Raw genomic sequence first — 17,131 nt, forward strand, 5'->3', positions numbered from 1 at the left:
ACGGCATCGTTTCGCATTTCTCACGCTGTCGCAACAATGCGGCAAAATACGGATGAGGCGAGGGAACTTCCGCAAAGGAGAAAAGGACAGGCGCTTTAACCTTTGTTAACGATTTGGGCTCGCGCGACGGTTGTGCATGGTTTGGAGCGTCACACTGGCCAGATTGCGCGTGTTCCCGCCGCCAAATCCGGTGTATTGAGTTCCGAACCGTCCTTTCAGCATTTGCTCCGCACCTATGCCGATTTTCAACCAGTCGATCCGGCGCAAGATCGTCGGCATCGCCCTCGGACTCATCGTCCTGATGCTGGTCACCTCGATCCTGTCGATGGTGATGTCGAGCCAGGTCGGCGTCCTCCTGGACGAGCTGACCAACCGCTACATCCCGGCCTATGGCGATCTGGCGCGCGCCAACATCCGCTCGTTGGAGCGATCGGTGGCGCTGCGGCGGATGATCATGATGAAGATGCAGGCGTCCTCGGACGAGGAGGCCTACGCGGCGCGCCTGCGCGAGTTCGAGGAAGCGGACCGCAGGATCGAGGAGGAGGCCGAGCGCGCACGCCAGCTGATCACTGCGATCATCGACGACACCAGGACGCCGTCCGACAACGCGGCGCTGGCGCGGATCGAGACGCGCATCGAGACCGCCGTCAGCGAGCTGCGCCGCGACATGAACGAGGACCATGCAAAGCTTCTCAAGCAGGTCGATGCCAAGCAGATGGCGGAGGCGCGCGGCACGCTGGAGCACATCGACGCCGTCCGCGACCAGTTCAACCAGAAGATCGACGGCATCCGTGCCGACATGCTCAAGCAGGTCTTCGCCTCGACCTCGCAGGTGATCAGCCATCAGCGTCAGGCGATCATCATCTCGGGTGTCGTGACCCTGCTCGCCGCGGTCCTCGGCTTTGCCTTTGCGCTTCTCGTCTCCAGCGGCATCACGCGGCCGGTGCGGCTGCTGCTCGCCGGCACCCGCGAGGTTGAGGCGGGGCGCTTCGACAAGACCATCACGGTCTCGACCCAGGACGAGATCGGCGAGCTCGCCGCGGCCTTCAACCGCATGATCGAGCAGCTCAGGCACAATGAGCGCATCCGCGAGACCTTCGGCCGCTACATCGATCCCAAGGTGGTGCAGGGCCTGATCGACCGGCCGGAGGTCGCCATCGACGGCCAGCGCCGGGTCATGACCATCATGTTCTGCGACATGAGCGGCTTCACCTCGATGAGCGAGGGCATGACCCCGCGCGGCCTCGTCAAGGTGATGAACCACTATTTCACGGTGATGTCGGCGCCGGTCAGGAACAATCGCGGCGTCATCGACAAATATATCGGCGACGCCATCATGGCCTATTGGGGGCCTCCCTTCATCGAAGGGGACGAACCGGCGCTGCTCGCCGGCCTTGCCGCCATTGAGATGGCCGACCAGGTGCCCGCGCTGCAGAAGCAGCTGCCGGATCTGCTCGGCATCCGCGCCATGCCCGCGCCGTGCGACCTGCGGATCGGCATTGCCACCGGCGAGGTCCTGACCGGCAGCATCGGCTCGGAGCTGATGATGAGCTTCACCGTGATGGGCGATGCGGTGAACCTCGCCTCGCGGCTCGAGGCCGTCAACAAGGTCTACGGCACCCGCATCCTGATCGCGCAGGCGACGGCGGATGCGATCGGCGCGCAGCTCGAGCTGCGCGAGATCGATCGTCTCGCGGTCGCCGGCCAGAACGTCCCGCAGGCGATCTTCGAGGTGCTGGGCAGGGCAGGCGCGCTGACCGAAGCGCAAGCGAGCCTGCGAAAGCATTATGCCGAAGGTCTCGCCGCCTATCGCAGCTGCCGTTTCGCCGAAGCTAGTAGCGCCTTCAACGCGGCGCTCGAAGCCGTCCCCGGCGACGGTCCCGCGCGCGCGCTGCTCGATCGCATCGCGCAGTTCGAGGCCAATCCGCCGGAGGCGGGCTGGGACGGCGCTTGGCGGCTGGAGCAGAAATGAGCCGCCACAACGTCGCCGTGCCGCCTGTGCCGACGAAAATTGATTCTACTTCATAACGATGTTCGCCGTGACCTATTTCCCAGGCTTAGGTTGATTGTCCTTGAGGCGTTTGAATGGGGACACGCCGATGACAGAACTTGAGGACAGGCTGGAACGGTTCGAGACACTCACCGCCGAATGCGAGCTGATCGCCAAGCTCGCCACCGACAGCACCAAGCGCGAATTCTATCTGAAACTGTCAGAACAGTACCGCCAGCTCGCGGTGGACATGCGGCAGGCGATCGCGACCAAAGCTGCGGCCTGACGTCAGCTGCAATCCGTTTTTAATCTTTGACGCGCATCCTTCGGGGATGCGAGCGTCGGGCTTCCACGGTTGCTCGCGGTGGGAATGCCGGGGTCCGTTGCGGTGCAACGTACCTCGCTAACGTCGCTTGCCGCTCCCTACAGGGCAATCCCATGCGCCTTCTTGCAGTCCTTGTTCTCGCGCTCGCAACGGCGGCCTGCAACCAGGAGCAGGACATCACCGGGTCGACCTCGACCTGCCCGATGCGGAACTACAGCTCGTATAATGCGCGCGACATGAACCAGTGCGTTGCCGCCTGCAAGGCGTGCGATCACGGCACCACGGTCACCTGCACCACCTCCTGCACCCTCAAGGGCGCGCACTGAGCCGTTCGAAGCCGGAGGCCGGCGGATCGGGAACAGCCAGTCCATTTACTCCGCACGGCACGAGGCTGACGGTGCCAAGGCACCGGAACGATTCACATGGGTTAATCATTGAAGGAGCGGGCAGGCCGCGGAGGCCGATGGAATGGGTATGCTCGATCCCGGGCGATTTCTGGTGTCGTGCTCGAAATGCAAGGCCTGGCCGATGGCGGCCAATGTGAAACGTTCCAGCTGGTCGGCGTCCCCGCATGAGGTTCGCTTCGTGTGCTCGCGCTGCCGCCGCGAGGAGACGGCGATCATCTCCGCCTCGGGCGAATTGACACCGATCCGACGCATGGACGCTCCGCCGCGCGACGTTGCCGTGGCCTGGGCGCAGGCACAGCGCCCGAGAGGCCGGACGTAGACGGCCCCGGCACATCGCTCGCTTCCGTTTTGGACGCCTGCGGAGAAAGAGCCGGCGTGATCGCATTGGCCTGACGTTGGGGCCCATCGTTCGACCGGTCGATTGACTCAACCTGCGATGGCCTCGTAGATTGATCGGTGACGGTTCTCCTCACGGAGATCAAAAGGGAACGTGGTGCGGGATTTTCCCAAAACCACGGCTGCCCCCGCAACTGTAAGCGGTGAATCTTTCGTCATATGCCACTGGGAATCTCGGTCCTGGGAAGGCGACGTAAGGTAACGACCCGCGAGCCAGGAGACCTGCCGTCAGCCGTGGTCACACGCGAAGATGTCGGTCGGGGAGTACAGACATTAGCTTCACCGGAGCAATCCATCGCTCCGCGCGAAACCTCGTTCGCTGTGACGTGCCACTGACGTCATACCGAGGTTACAACTGTGTCCCGCATTGTCTCTGTCGCCAGGCGCCTCAGCGCCGGCCTTGTCGCATCTATTTCCCTCCATTCGCTCGATCTCTCCGCCGCCCGGGCGCAGCAGGCTGCCATCGAACAGCTGCCGCCGGTCGAGGTGACCAAGTCGGACGATCAGAATCGCACCCGCGCCAGGGCGACGGGCGATGGCGATACGGTGAGGAGACGTCCGCCGTCGAATTTCGCCCCGACCGGCGCCGGCTCATCCGGCTCCGGCAGTGCGGCCGCCGCCGGCAACGGGGGCATTGTCGGGGCCGCCACGACCGTTATCACGGCCGCGGACATCGCGCATTCGCCGTCGCAGACCCTTGCCGAGATCATCGCGACGCAAGTTCCGGGCGCCCAGATCACAACGCTCTATGGCGGGCCGGTGGCCGCGAAGACCAGCGTCGACCTGCGCGGCTTCGGCGCGTTTGCCACCGCCAACACGCTGGTGCTGGTCAACGGCCGGCGGTTGAACGATATCGACATGGCGCAGGTGGACCTCTCCACCATTCCGCTCAATTCGGTCGAGCGCATCGAAATCACGCGCGGCAATTCGGGCGCGGTGCTCTACGGTGACAACGCGGTCGGTGGCGTGATCAACATCGTCACAAAGAACGGCGTCGGCGGGCCGCCCGTGACCGCGCGGATCGAGGCCGGCTTCGGCTCGTTCAATACCAGGCTTGGCAACGTCTCGACCTCGCTCAATTCCGGTCCGTGGTCGACCTCGTTCTACGGCAATGTCGTCAAGACCGACGGCTACCGCGACAACAATCGCTATTCCCAGGAGAACGGCGTCGGCAATCTGAACTACACGACGCCGGGCCTGACCGCTTTCCTGACCGTCACCGGCGACAATCAGGAGCTGCGACTGCCGGGCGGCCGCACCGTCGATCCCTCGATCGGCGTCGACGAACTCGCAACCAATCGGAAGGGCACCAGCACGCCTTTCAACTACGCCAACCAGCAGGGGTTTAGCGCAACAGCGGGCTTCACCAAGACTCTGGTCAACGGCGTCGATCTCATCGTCGACGGCGGCGTGCGCGACAGGAAGCAGCAGAGCGCGTTCTTCTCCAGCCCGACGCCTGTCCCGGCCTTGTTCACGTCGACCTATGTCGATGCCGGTCTAACGACATGGTCGATCACGCCGCGTCTCGGCGTGAAGAGCCTGCTGCTGGGGATGCCGTCGCAGCTCCTGACCGGCATCGACTATTACGATGCGAGCTTTCAGCAGAACCGCGGCGCCGGGCAGGGGCTCGCTCCCTGGCACAATTACGATCTCAGGCAGCAGACGGTTGCGGGCTATTTTCAGCATACATTGGGTGTGCTGCCCACGACCGACATCTCCTATGGCGCGCGCGTGCAGAACGTCAGCCTCTCGGCGCGCGACAATTTCGACCCGGCGGCTCCGTTCAACACCGACATCGGCGCGCTCCCGCTTCGGAGCGATGAGACTCAATACGCGCTGCATCTCGGCGCGGAGCATCACCTCAACGACATAGTTTCGCTGTTCGGCCGCGCGGCGCGCGCATTCCGCACGCCCGACGTGGATGAGCGCGTGTCGTCGGGGCCGTCGTTCGATCCCTTCACCTTCGCTCCGATCCCGCAAACCTTCCAGCTCAAGACCCAGACCTCGCAAGACATCGAGGGCGGGCTGCGCATCAAAGGGGGCGGGCTGCAGTTGCAGAGCAGCCTCTATCTGATGGACCTCGCCAACGAGATCCATTTCAACCCGATCCTCTTCTACAACACCAATCTCGATCCAACCCGGCGCTACGGCTCCGAGACCAGCCTGTCCTATCGCGTCAACGACGCCCTGCTGCTGCGCTCCGGCATGGCCTATACGCGGGCCACGTTCCGCGAAGGCGTCTGGGCCGGCAACGATGTGCCGCTCGTGTCGCGCTACACCGCCAGTGCGGGCTTCACTTGGAACATCTGGCAGAACTATGTTGTGCTCGATGCCACCGCGCGCTTCTGGAGCGAGCGGCGCATGGACAACGACCAGGCGGGAACCCAGAAGCCGATCCCTGCCAACGGCACAATCGACCTCAAGCTCAGCGGCCAGTATGAGCGCTATTTCTGGTCCCTCAGCGTCAACAATGTGCTGAACACGCTCTACTACGATTATGCGATCGCAAGCACCTTCACCGACGGCCGCTTCAGCGCCTATCCGCTGCCAGGTCGCACCTATCTGCTCAAGGCCGGCGCCACGTTCTGATCCCCGATGGGGCTGTCACATGCTTCCGAATGTACTAGAGTTGGAAAAGAAGGAGATACCCATGGCTCTCGACATCCTGCCGTCTCAAGACAACCGCTTCCGGCTTCACCCGGTCGCGCCGCGCCTAGCGCCGATGTTCTGTCTTGCGCTGCTGACGGCATCGTGTGCGCTCGCAAGCTTCGCGCTCGCCTGCGCGACGCCGTTTGCTGCCTTCGCCGTCGTCGCGGCCGCGATGCTGCCGCTACGCCCGGCACTGCTCGTCGTCACCGGCGCATGGCTGGTGAACCAAAGCATCGGTTTTGGTGTTCTGCACTATCCGGTCGATGGCAGCACTCTCGCCTGGGGATTTTTGATCGGTGCCGCTGCGCTGGTTGCGACCGCGACATCGTCCGCCGTGCTCCGCGCGCTGCCGCAGGGGCGCACGCCGCTGGTGCTGGCGATCACGCTCGTCGCCGCCTATGCCGCCTATGAGCTCGTGCTGTTCGCCGCGACGCCGGCTCTCGGCGGAGAGGCGGCTTTCACTGCGGCTATCGTGACGCGGCTTGGGCTGCTCAGCGCCGTCTGGCTCGCCGGTCTCGTCGCGGTCTGTGAGATCGTCCGCCTGGTCGCACCGTTCGGGCGCAAGGCGATGTCGGCCTGAGCGGCCATTCGTAGCCCGGGTGAGCGAAGCGACACCCGGGTATCCGCCCGCAATATCCCGGATATCGCTTCGCTCATCCGGGCTACGGGACCCGGGCTGTGTCGCCCGGCTGTCAACCCGTCGCGCCAAAAATATTCCACTTTACCGAAATTCGGATTTGTCGTATGTGATCGCCCATCCCGGCTCATCGGGAGGGGCGATCATGTTGTCGTCACGATACGCGAGCCGGGCTTGCGGTGGACGCGGCAGCGTCGGCACGAAATGGTAGCGGGCAGGGCGGGTAGTCCCTGTGAGCTCGTGACCGCGTGCGGATGAGCGGCGCTGTGAGTTCGTCGTGCCAACATTTCGATGGCAACGTGCACAACGCCGTCGAACCCTGTGGTGCCAACGAACGCGCGTACGGCAAAACCGTGTGGTCCTGGCCGTCGTTGCTACGGTCAAGCCTTTCGCGAAGATGCGCGCGAGCCCAACCGGGCAGACGGCATCGTCAATTCGCGAAGGTGAGGGAGGCCAGAACGAACTCGGCTCCCGGGAGAGCACGGCATAAGCCGTCCAACCATCGCGCAGGGAAGGCCGTGTGTTGGGCTTCACCTGTATGCTGCTGTGCGGTCTCCTTGCGCACCATTTTCGCGCAGCGGACCGCGGGTGCCGCCGGCACCCGGCCTTCCCTGCGCCCTCTTGGCTTGAGGGTGGAGAGACGAAGCAAAGCTCGGGCGAAAATCAGCCGCGAGGCTGCGAAGGTGTGTCTGCAAGTTGAAGTGTGCAGTTGGAGGATGGTGACGCTGCCTCTTGCTCCGTCATTGCGAGCGCAGCGAAGCAATCCAGACTCTTTCCGCGGAGAGATTCTTGATTGCTTCGCAATGACGACTTGGAGAGAGCGTGTGCCCCACTTCGCTCTCGTGTCCCGCGCAGCGTCATCCCGGCGATGCGAAGCATCGTCCGGAGCGACGGTGCGCTGCAGAGCCGGGACCCATCTAACCGCCGGGGCCACGCCGCCCTGGGTCCCGGCTCTGCGCCGCAACGCCTTACGCGTTGCGGCTTGTCCGGGACACGAGCAATGCACCTCGCTCCGCGAGGGGCGCCAGCGACTCACTTCGTGGGTGTGCCCGTCGGTCGTTCCAGGCCGCGTGTTCTGTGCCTGCTACAAAATCTCAGATTGTAAACCGTCATCTTCGTAGCGGTATCCAAGTAGCCATCTCCGTGTCTTCCCGGTAACGATTGTGCTGTCTGCGCAACACCTATTCCGGATTAAGCCCTCATCGCCAGCCGTTCGCATCACCGCCGCTTTTTGGCCACACCCGAACATGAATAAAATCGCTCTAAGTTTTTCAGCGGGAGCGGCGGTCCGCGAAGACGACGGGAAATCCCCAAGGTCGATTCAAATCTTGGCTCTGATTTTTCGGGTCTGAAAGGGTTGACCGGGGAAACTGGTTGCGATGGACGCGAAGTCTAACATCAAGCAGAGGCTGCCGAGCCGTCACGTGACGGAAGGCCCTGCGCGCGCGCCCCATCGGTCCTACTTCTACGCCATGGGTCTGACCACCGAGCAGATCCACCAGCCCTTCGTCGGCGTCGCCTCCTGCTGGAATGAAGCCGCCCCCTGCAACATCGCTTTGATGCGCCAGGCGCAGGCGGTGAAGAAGGGCGTCGCATCGGCCGGCGGTACGCCGCGCGAGTTCTGCACCATCACCGTGACCGACGGCATCGCCATGGGCCATGACGGCATGCGCTCCTCGCTGCCGTCGCGCGAATGCATTGCCGATTCCGTCGAACTGACCGTGCGCGGCCACGCGTATGATGCACTCGTGGGCTTGGCAGGCTGCGACAAGTCGCTGCCCGGCATGATGATGGCGATGGTCCGCCTCAACGTGCCCTCGATCTTCATCTATGGCGGCTCGATCCTGCCCGGCAACTTCCGCGGGCAACAGGTCACCGTGCAGGACATGTTCGAGGCCGTCGGCAAGCATTCCGTCGGTGCCATGTCGGACGAGGACCTCGACGAGATCGAGCGCGTGGCGTGCCCCTCGGCGGGCGCCTGTGGCGCGCAGTTTACCGCCAACACCATGGCGACCGTCTCCGAGGCGATCGGCCTGGCGCTGCCTTACTCGGCCGGTGCCCCGGCGCCCTATGAGATCCGCGACGCCTTCTGCATGACCGCGGGCGAGAAGGTGATGGACCTGATCGCCCAAAACATCCGGCCGCGCGACATCGTCACCCGTAAGGCATTGGAAAACGCGGCGGCCGTCGTCGCGGCCTCCGGCGGCTCGACCAATGCTGCGCTGCATCTACCGGCGATCGCCCATGAGGCGGGCATTAAGTTTGACTTATTCGACGTCGCCGAAATCTTCAAAAAGACACCATATGTCGCGGATTTGAAGCCGGGCGGCCGTTATGTCGCCAAAGACATGTTTGAAGTAGGTGGCATACCGCTTCTGATGAAGACGCTGCTCGACAACGGATTTCTCCACGGCGACTGCATTACGGTCACCGGTCGAACGATCGCCGAAAACCTCAAAAGCGTGAAGTGGAATCCGCACCAGGACGTGGTGCACCCGGCAGACAAACCCATCACCGTCACTGGCGGTGTGGTCGGTCTGAAGGGCAATTTGGCGCCAGAAGGTGCGATCGTGAAAGTCGCGGGAATGTCCAACCTCAAGTTTACCGGTCCGGCCAGGTGCTTTGACCGGGAGGAGGACGCGTTCGAGGCTGTTCAGAACCGCACCTACAAGGAAGGCGAAGTCATCGTCATCCGCTACGAGGGCCCCAAGGGCGGCCCCGGCATGCGGGAAATGCTCCAGACCACCGCGGCGCTGACCGGGCAGGGCATGGGCGGCAAGATCGCGCTCATCACCGATGGCCGCTTCTCCGGCGCCACCCGCGGCTTCTGCATCGGTCATGTCGGGCCCGAGGCCGCCATCGGCGGCCCGATCGGGCTGCTCGAGGATGGCGACATCATCGAGATCGATGCGGACGTGGGTACCCTTAACGTAAAATTGAGCGACCAGGAGCTCGCCCAGCGCAAGACCAAATGGAGCGCTCGCGCGACTAACCACACGTCGGGTGCGCTCTGGAAATATGCTCAACAGGTTGGACCAGCGGTCGGGGGGGCTGTGACCCATCCGGGCGGCGCGCACGAGAAACAGTGCTATGCGGACATCTAGGCGTGCCATAGTTGCGTTTGTGTTGGGGGCCAGTGCGCTGGTCGCACCTGCGCTCGCCTTTGACGGCGCGCCGGTCAACCAGAAGGACGCGACCATCCCCGTCGTGACCACGCTGCCGGGCGCGGCGGGCGCGGTGCGCAGCAAGGTGCCGCCGGCGACCCAGGAAACCTCACTCAGCGCCCTGCAATATGCCGCCGAGGGCGGTCATCCCATTGCGCAGTGGAAACTCGGCCGCATGTATGCCAATGGCGACGGCGTCGCCCAGGACGACGTGCGCGCCTTCGAATACTTCAGCCGGATCGCCAACGCGCATGCCGAGGACAGCCCGTCGGCGCCGCAGGCACAGGTCGTGGCCAACGCCTTCGTCGCGCTCGGCCGCTACTACCTGAGCGGCATCCCGAATTCGAAGATCAAGGCCGACCCGGAGCGGGCGCGGGAGATGTTCTCCTATGCGGCCTCCTATTTCGGCAACGCGGACGCCCAGTACGATCTCGCCCGGCTATACCTGAAGACGCCGGACGCCTCGCGCGAGGACTTCCGCTACGGCGCCCGCTGGCTCGGCCTTGCCGCCCAGAAGGGCCAGCACGAGGCGCAGGCGCTGCTCGGCCAGATGCTGTTCAACGGCGACCGCCTGCCGCGGCAGGCCGCGCGCGGCCTGATGTGGCTGACGCTGGCGCGCGACAGCGCCGGTGCCGAGGAGACCTGGATCAAGGAAAGCTACAACCGCGCTTTCGCCAAGGCCTCCGACGACGACCGCGCCATGTGCCTGCAAATGCTGGAACAATGGGTGCAGGGCCGTAGGGAGTAATCTCGGCAGCACCAGTGCCGTAGGGTGGGCAAAGCGCAGCGTGCCCACCATCTCGACGTAGCTTACGCCGCCTCCAGATCCAGATCCGCCCACACCGGCACGTGGTCCGACGGCTTCTCCCAGCCGCGCACATAGCTGTCGATTCCGACATTGGCGAGCTTGTCGCTGGCCTGCGGCGACAGCAGCAGATGATCGATGCGCAGCCCCTGGTTCTTCTGCCAGGCGCCTGCCTGGTAGTCCCAGAACGTGTAGAGCCCCGGCTCGTCGGTCACGGCCCGCAAGGCGTCGGTCAGGCCGAGGCCGAGCAGGGACTGAAAGCTCTCCCGCGTCTCGGTCTTGAACAGGGCGTCCTCGGTCCAGGCGGCCGGATTGGAGACGTCGCGGGCATGCGGGATGACGTTGAAGTCGCCTGCGAGGATCAGCGGCTCCTCGGTCTTAAGGCGCTCCTTCGAATACTCAAGAAGCCGGGACATCCATTTGAGCTTGTAGGGATATTTCTCGGTCCCGACCGGATTGCCGTTGGGCAGATAGAGGCAGGCGATGCGCAGCACGCCGGACTTGAGCGTCACCACGCCCTCGAGGAAGCGGGCATGGGTGTCCTCGTCGTCGCCGGCGAGCCCCGACTTGGTCTCGTCGAACCTGAGCTTCGAGAGCAGCGCGACGCCGTTGAACGTCTTCTGCCCGTGGGTGACGACGTTGTAGCCCAGCGCCTCGATCTCCAGCCGCGGGAAGGCCTCGTCGACGCATTTGATCTCCTGCAGGCAGACGATGTCCGGCTGGCACTCCCTCAGCCAGGTCAGGAGGAGATCGATCCGCTGCCGGACCGAATTCACGTTCCAAGTGGCAACTCTGATGGGCATTGGGGGAGGGCTCCAGGCAGGGGCCATGGTTAGAACAAAATGCAAACGTGCCCGTCAAGGACGCCGCAAAATCTCCCACAAAATTAACCCGGCTTAAGCGGGCCGCAGGCCATTGATACGGGAAAGGTTCCGCTGGAATGGGATGGCCGGTCGAGACTTCACAACGCCCTGAGCCGCGCGACGGCCTCGTCGGCGCGTTCCTGTATTGGCTCGGCGGCTTCGAGATCGAGGACGGCCTCACCGCCGATCTCAGCGAACGGCAGATGCGCCGCATCCGCGCCAAGCAGATTGACGCCGTGACGCGGCTGATCCCGGTGACGATGGCCGTCACCATGCTCAACGTCGCCATCGTGCTGATCCTGTTCTGGGGCCGGGGCTGGAACGACTTTCTCGCGATCTGGGGCATGACGCTTGCCGTCACCGCCTCGCTCGCGGTGCGGGCCTGGCGGCGGTCGCATCAAAACCCGCCGCAGGAAGCATCGCCCCGCGCCGCGCGGCAGATGATGCGGCAGGCCTTTTTCCTCGCCGCGATCTGGGGCACGCTGCCGCTGGCGCTGTTCAGCCGCATCGAGCCGACCAGCCAGCTCCTCCTCGCCTGCCTGATGGTGGGCATGATGTCGGGCGGCGCCTTTATGCTCTCGACCTTTCCCCGCGCCGGGCTCGTCTATCTCGCCACCATGACGGTCGCCTGCACCGGCGCGCTGCTGCTGTGCGGCACCGGGCCCTATCTGGTGACCGCGGTGTTCCTGCTGCTGTTCGCGTTCTTCATGGCGCGCAACATCGTCTCGCAGGGCAATCTGTTCCTCGGCAATCTCAAGGCCCAGCTCGAGCTCGAGCGGCAGACCGAGATCATCTCGCTGCTGCTGAAAGATTTTCAGGAGAACGCCAGCGACTGGCTGTGGCAGACTGATGCCGAGGGACATCTGATCGACGTGCCGCAGCGCTTCGCCGATGTCGCGCAGCTGCCGCTTCCGCTGCTGAAGGGCTCGCATTTCGCCGACGTGCTCGACATGCTTTGCCCCGAGGATAAGACCGCGGCCTACAACGTCGTCGGCCTGATGGAGCACAACGAGCCGCTGCACGAGATGAACCTCAAGGTCGTCGCCGGCGGCGAGGCGCGGCTGTGGTCGCTGACGGCAAAGCCCGCCTATGACCGTGACGGGCAATTTTTGGGCTATCGCGGCTTCGGTCGCGACGTCACCGAGCGCTGGCGCGCCGAAAAGGCCGAGGCCGAAAGCCGCGCCAAGTCAGATTTTCTCGCGGTGATGAGCCACGAGATCCGCACGCCGATGAACGGCGTGCTCGGGCTCGCCAGCATGCTGCTGGAAACCGACCTCGATCCGGAGCAGCACGAGGCCGTCACCACGATCCGCGAGTCCGGCGACAATCTGCAGCGCATCCTCAACGACATTCTCGACCTGTCCAAGCTGGAAGCCGGACGCTTCCAGTTCGAGGCGATCGACTTCGCGCCGCAGGCGCTGGCCGAGACGGTTGCGACCGTGGTGCGCGCGAGCGCCAAGAGCAAGGGTCTCACGATCAAGGTCGAGCTCGATCCGAACCTGCCACCGACGCTGCGCGGCGACGTCGCGCGCATCCGCCAGGTGCTGCTCAATCTTGCCTCCAATGCGGTGAAGTTCACCGATGAAGGCGAAGTGACGATCGCGGTCACCTGCCAGGCGCGACGCGATCTGCTGGCGACCGTCGAATGGACGGTGACCGACAGCGGCATCGGCATCGCGCCTGAGAAGCTCGGCCTGCTGTTCAGCGATTTCGCCCAGGCTGACGCCTCGATCAGCCGCCGCTTCGGCGGCACCGGCCTCGGCCTTGCGATCTCCCGGCGCATCATCGAGCAGATGGGCGGCACCATCGGCGTCACCTCGACGCCGGGCGAGGGCTCGACCTTCCGCTTCACGCTGGTGCTGCCCTGGAGCCAGGCGCAGGCCTCCGATGCGACGGCCGAGCGCGATGAGGCAGAGGAGCTGAAAGCGCGCATTGCCGAACTCGACCAGCCGCTCAAGGTGCTGGTCGCGGAGGACGATGCCGTCAACCGCATGGTCGTGAGCAAGATGCTGGGGGCGTTCGACGTCGAGCTGCGCGTCGTCACCGACGGCGTCGAAGCCGTCGCGGCGGTCTCTGAGGTCGACTACGACGTGGTGCTGATGGACGTGCGCATGCCCGACATGGACGGCCTGGCCGCAACCCGCGCGATCCGCGCGCAGGGCGGCCGCTTCGAGGCCCTGCCGATCGTCGCGCTCACCGCCAACGCCTTCCCCGAAGACGTCAGGATCTGCCGCGAGGCCGGGATGTCGGATTTCCTGGCCAAGCCGCTGCGCAAGCCGGCGCTGGTCGAAGCCTTGCTGCGCGCGCTGAACGGCCAGATGGTGTCGGAGGACGCACCGCTTCAGCCGGCGCTATTGTCGGGCGACGTGGAGTGGACGGACGAGGAAAGGCAGATGACCGGCGTCTGACCGGTCAGACCGAGAAGCTGGTGCCGCAGCCGCAGGACGCCGTCGCGTTCGGATTGTTGACGCGGAACGAGGCGCCGATCAGATCGTCCACGAAATCGACCTGCGAGCCCGCCAGGAACGGCTGCGAGGCGGAATCGACCAGCACCACCGCGTTGTCCTGCTCGATCACGAGATCGTCGTCAGTGCGCGCACGGTCGATGTCGAATTTGTATTGGAAGCCGGAGCAGCCACCGCCCTCGACCGAGATGCGCAGCATCGCGCCCGACCCTTCGCCCTTGAGGATCTCCCCAATCCGGCGTGCGGCCCGGTCACTGATGGTCACGGCAGTCGTCATTGCTGGTCTCCGATAGTCCCGCAGTCATACCAAGTTCACTTGCCCAATTCATTTGGTATCCCGCGCCTGACATAGTTAAGTGCCACCATACGCAGAATCAAATGGATAGGGACTAAATTCGCCGTGTCCGTCGGAATGGCAGCCCCCCGTGCGCCCTATGCCTGCGACCCCGATCGCAGCCGCGGCCGGCTGGTCGCGGAGCCCCCGAGCCGGACCCGCAGCCCGTTCCGGCGGGATTGCGACCGGGTGATCCATTCCACCGCGTTCCGCCGCCTCAAATACAAGACCCAGGTCTTCGTGTTCCACGAGGGCGACCATTATCGCACCCGGCTGACCCATTCGCTGGAGGTGGCGCAGATCGCCCGCGCGCTGGCCCGGCAACTCGGGCTGGACGAGGATCTCACTGAAACCCTGGCGCTCGCCCACGACCTCGGCCATCCGCCGTTCGGCCATGCCGGCGAGCGGGCGCTGGACGCCTGCCTGAAGGAGTTCGGCGGCTTCGATCACAATGCCCAGGCCTTGCGCGTCGTTGCGGCGCTGGAGCACCGCTACCCCGAATTCGACGGGCTCAACCTGACCTGGGAATCCCTGGAAGGCATCGTCAAGCACAACGGCCCGCTGACCGATCGCAGCGGCGCGCCGGCCGGCCGCTATCGCGAGCATGGCATTCCTGTCGGGATCGCCGACTACATCAAGGTCCATGATCTCGAATTGTGGAGTTTTGCTTCGCTCGAAGCCCAGGTCGCCGCGATCGCTGACGACATCGCCTATGACGCCCACGACATCGACGACGGCCTGCGCGCCGGCCTGTTCGATCTCGACGATCTCAAGGTCATGCCGCTGACCGCCGAGATCATTGCCGGCATTGCTGCCCATTATCCCGATCTTGAAGACGTCCGGCGCGGCGCCGAGCTCGTGCGCGAGCTGATCTCGCATCTGATCGGCGCGGTGTTCGCCGAGGCGCAGAAGAACCTCGCCGCCACCAGGCCACAATCGGCCCAGGACGTGCGCCAGCAGAGCCGGGCGCTGGTCGCCTTTCCCGCGGAGGTCGCCGAGGAGGAGGCCGCCATCAAGGGCTTCCTGTACCAGCACATGTACCGCCACAAGCGGGTGATGCGGGTGATGGGGGAGGCCGAGCAGATCCTGTTCGACCTGTTCGCAAAATACCTGAAATCGCCTGCCGAGCTGCCGCCGGAATGGCTGCTGGGCGCGGAGGCCGACGACGAGGGCGACCGGGCCCGGCGGATCGGCAATTTCATTGCCGGAATGACCGACCGTTTCGCCCTGACCGAGCACCAGCGGCTTTTTGACTCGACCCCGGATTTGCGTTAGGCGGCGGCCATGCCCCAGACATCCTCATCCCTGCATCTGTTCGCCGATGTGCTCGCACGCGTGCACGCCGCCTGCCGCGCGCTCGCGGCGGATTCCAGCTGGCCCGAGGGCATCGATTTCTCCCGCGTCGTGGTCGAGCCGCCGCGCGATGCGTCCCATGGCGATATGGCGACCAACGCCGCGATGGTGCTTGCGAAAGAGGCAAAGGCAAAGCCGCGCGATCTCGCCGAGCAGATCGCCGAGCGGCTGCGCACTGATGCGCTGATCGCCAAGGTCGATGTCGCCGGTCCCGGCTTCATCAACCTGACGCTGAAGCCCGCCGCCTGGGCCGAGGCGCTGCGGACGGTGCTGCGCGAGGGCCCCGATTACGGCCGCGTCCACGGCGGCTCCAAGGTCAATGTCGAATACGTCTCGGCCAATCCGACCGGGCCGATGCATGTCGGCCATTGCCGCGGCGCCGTGTTCGGCGACGCGCTGGCGAGCCTGCTCCAGTTCGGCGGCCATGACGTCACGCGTGAATATTACATCAACGATGCCGGCGCGCAGGTCGACGTGCTCGCACGCTCCGCGTTCCTGCGGTACCGCGAGGCGCTCGGCGAGGACATCGGCGCGATCCCGGAGGGCCTCTATCCCGGCGACTATCTGAAGCCGGTGGGTGAGGTGCTGGCAAAGGAGCACGGCGACAAGCTGCTGGCGAAGAGCGAGGCCGAATGGCTGCCGACGGTGCGCGCCAAGGCGATCGCGATGATGATGGACGAGATCAAGGACGATCTCGCCGCCCTCAACATCCGTCACGACGTGTTCTTCTCCGAGCGCTCGCTGATCGAGACCGGCAACAACAAGGTCGCCGAGACCATCGATTTCCTGAAGGCCAAGGGCGACATCTACGAAGGCCGCCTGCCGCCGCCGAAGGGCGCGCCGGTCGAGGACTGGGAAGATCGCGAGCAGCTGCTGTTCAAGGCGACCGCTTACGGAGACGACGTCGATCGGCCGCTGATCAAGTCGGACAATTCCTACACCTACTTCGCCTCCGACATCGCCTACCACAAGAACAAGTTCGACCGTGGCTTTGCGGAGATGATCGATGTCTGGGGCGCCGACCATGGCGGCTACATCAAGCGCATGCAGGCGGCGGTGAAGGCGACGACCTCGGGTAAGGGCTCGCTCGACGTCAAGATCGTCCAGCTCGTGAAGCTGCTGCGCAACGGCGAACCGGTGAAAATGTCGAAGCGGAGCGGGGACTTCGTCACCTTGCGTGAGGTGGTGGATGAGGTCGGCCAGGACGCCGTCCGCTTCATGATGCTGTACCGGAAGAACGACGCGGTGCTCGATTTCGACCTCGCCAAGGTCATGGAGCAGTCGCGCGACAACCCGGTGTTCTATGTCCAGTACGGCCATGCCCGTGGCCACTCGATCTTCCGCAACGCCCGGGCCGAGGTGTTCCCGAATCTCCCCGAAGATGCCGGCGAGCGCATCGCCTGGCTCAGCGAGTCGGCCGTGGAGCGGCTGTCGGACCCAGTGGAACTCGACCTTCTTAAGCGCCTCGCAATTTATCCGCGCATGCTGGAAGCCGCCGCCGCGGCCCATGAGCCGCACCGAATTGCCTTTTATCTCTATGACTTAGCGAGCGAATTTCACGCGCTTTGGACGAAGGGGCGCGATTTGCCCTATTTACGCTTCATTATCAATAATGATGCAGATCTTACAAAGGCGCGACTGGCCATGGTCCAGGGCGTCGTCTCTGTCCTGGCATCGGGCCTCGCCATCCTCGGCGTCCATGCTCCGGACGAGATGCGGTAGTTTGGGGCGAACTACTTAAGG

The 17,131-nt window shown here is 64.5% G+C and carries 12 protein-coding genes and 1 riboswitch; of the genes, 10 read left to right on the forward strand and 2 right to left on the reverse strand.

Translation table 11 applies throughout. From position 1 onward, the window contains the following. The first annotated feature begins 235 nt into the window (after positions 1-235). The 7 genes from JQ635_RS17540 to JQ635_RS17570 all read left to right on the forward strand — a co-directional run bounded on the left by JQ635_RS17540 (position 236) and on the right by JQ635_RS17570 (position 10,316). Positions 236-1,972 (forward strand): adenylate/guanylate cyclase domain-containing protein, encoded by a 1,737-nt coding sequence (locus JQ635_RS17540; RefSeq protein ID WP_211411089.1) that lies wholly within the window; start codon positions 236-238, stop codon positions 1,970-1,972. A gap of 127 nt (positions 1,973-2,099) precedes the next feature. Next, a complete protein-coding gene (locus JQ635_RS17545) occupies positions 2,100-2,276 on the forward strand; it encodes a hypothetical protein (RefSeq protein ID WP_183239034.1) in 177 nt (58 codons plus the stop codon). A gap of 152 nt (positions 2,277-2,428) precedes the next feature. Then, positions 2,429-2,641, forward strand: a complete 213-nt coding sequence (locus JQ635_RS17550; protein ID WP_211411090.1) for a hypothetical protein — start codon at positions 2,429-2,431, stop codon at positions 2,639-2,641. A 524-nt stretch (positions 2,642-3,165) separates the two neighbouring features. Then, positions 3,166-3,362: riboswitch (cobalamin riboswitch) on the forward strand. A 113-nt stretch (positions 3,363-3,475) separates the two neighbouring features. Next, positions 3,476-5,707 (forward strand): TonB-dependent receptor, encoded by a 2,232-nt coding sequence (locus JQ635_RS17555; protein WP_211411091.1) that lies wholly within the window; start codon positions 3,476-3,478, stop codon positions 5,705-5,707. A gap of 61 nt (positions 5,708-5,768) precedes the next feature. Further along, positions 5,769-6,347, forward strand: a complete 579-nt coding sequence (locus JQ635_RS17560; RefSeq protein WP_211411092.1) for a hypothetical protein — start codon at positions 5,769-5,771, stop codon at positions 6,345-6,347. Positions 6,348-7,783: 1,436 nt separating this feature from the next. Next, positions 7,784-9,508 (forward strand): dihydroxy-acid dehydratase, encoded by a 1,725-nt coding sequence (ilvD, locus tag JQ635_RS17565; protein WP_211411093.1) that lies wholly within the window; start codon positions 7,784-7,786, stop codon positions 9,506-9,508. Beyond that, positions 9,495-10,316: a tetratricopeptide repeat protein gene (locus JQ635_RS17570; RefSeq protein WP_211411094.1), complete on the forward strand. Its 822-nt coding sequence runs from the start codon at positions 9,495-9,497 to the stop codon at positions 10,314-10,316. The genes ilvD and JQ635_RS17570 overlap by 14 nt, the downstream gene beginning before the upstream one ends. Positions 10,317-10,378: 62 nt before the next feature. On the opposite strand, the gene xth is transcribed toward JQ635_RS17570, so the two are convergent. Continuing rightward, positions 10,379-11,176 carry an exodeoxyribonuclease III gene (gene xth, locus JQ635_RS17575; protein WP_211411095.1) on the reverse strand — a complete coding sequence of 266 codons (798 nt, stop codon included), beginning with the start codon at positions 11,174-11,176 and terminating at the stop codon, positions 10,379-10,381. 137 nt (positions 11,177-11,313) lie between these two features. On the opposite strand from xth, the gene JQ635_RS17580 reads away from it, so the two are divergent. Beyond that, a complete protein-coding gene (locus tag JQ635_RS17580) occupies positions 11,314-13,644 on the forward strand; it encodes an ATP-binding protein (RefSeq protein WP_211411096.1) in 2,331 nt (776 codons plus the stop codon). Positions 13,645-13,648: 4 nt separating this feature from the next. On the opposite strand, the gene erpA is transcribed toward JQ635_RS17580, so the two are convergent. Further along, positions 13,649-13,978: an iron-sulfur cluster insertion protein ErpA gene (gene erpA / locus JQ635_RS17585; protein WP_024342679.1), complete on the reverse strand. Its 330-nt coding sequence runs from the start codon at positions 13,976-13,978 to the stop codon at positions 13,649-13,651. Positions 13,979-14,101: 123 nt separating this feature from the next. On the opposite strand from erpA, the gene JQ635_RS17590 reads away from it, so the two are divergent. Both JQ635_RS17590 and argS read left to right on the forward strand, forming a co-directional pair. Further along, positions 14,102-15,310 (forward strand): deoxyguanosinetriphosphate triphosphohydrolase, encoded by a 1,209-nt coding sequence (locus tag JQ635_RS17590; RefSeq protein ID WP_211411097.1) that lies wholly within the window; start codon positions 14,102-14,104, stop codon positions 15,308-15,310. Between the two features lie 9 nt (positions 15,311-15,319). Next, the gene (gene argS / locus JQ635_RS17595) at positions 15,320-17,110 is read left to right on the forward strand and encodes an arginine--tRNA ligase (protein ID WP_211411098.1); all 1,791 of its coding nucleotides are present in this window, start codon (positions 15,320-15,322) and stop codon (positions 17,108-17,110) included. Positions 17,111-17,131: the final 21 nt, after the last annotated feature.

The sequence above is a fragment of the Bradyrhizobium iriomotense genome (assembly GCF_018130765.1).
Taxonomy (GTDB): domain Bacteria; phylum Pseudomonadota; class Alphaproteobacteria; order Rhizobiales; family Xanthobacteraceae; genus Bradyrhizobium; species Bradyrhizobium iriomotense_A.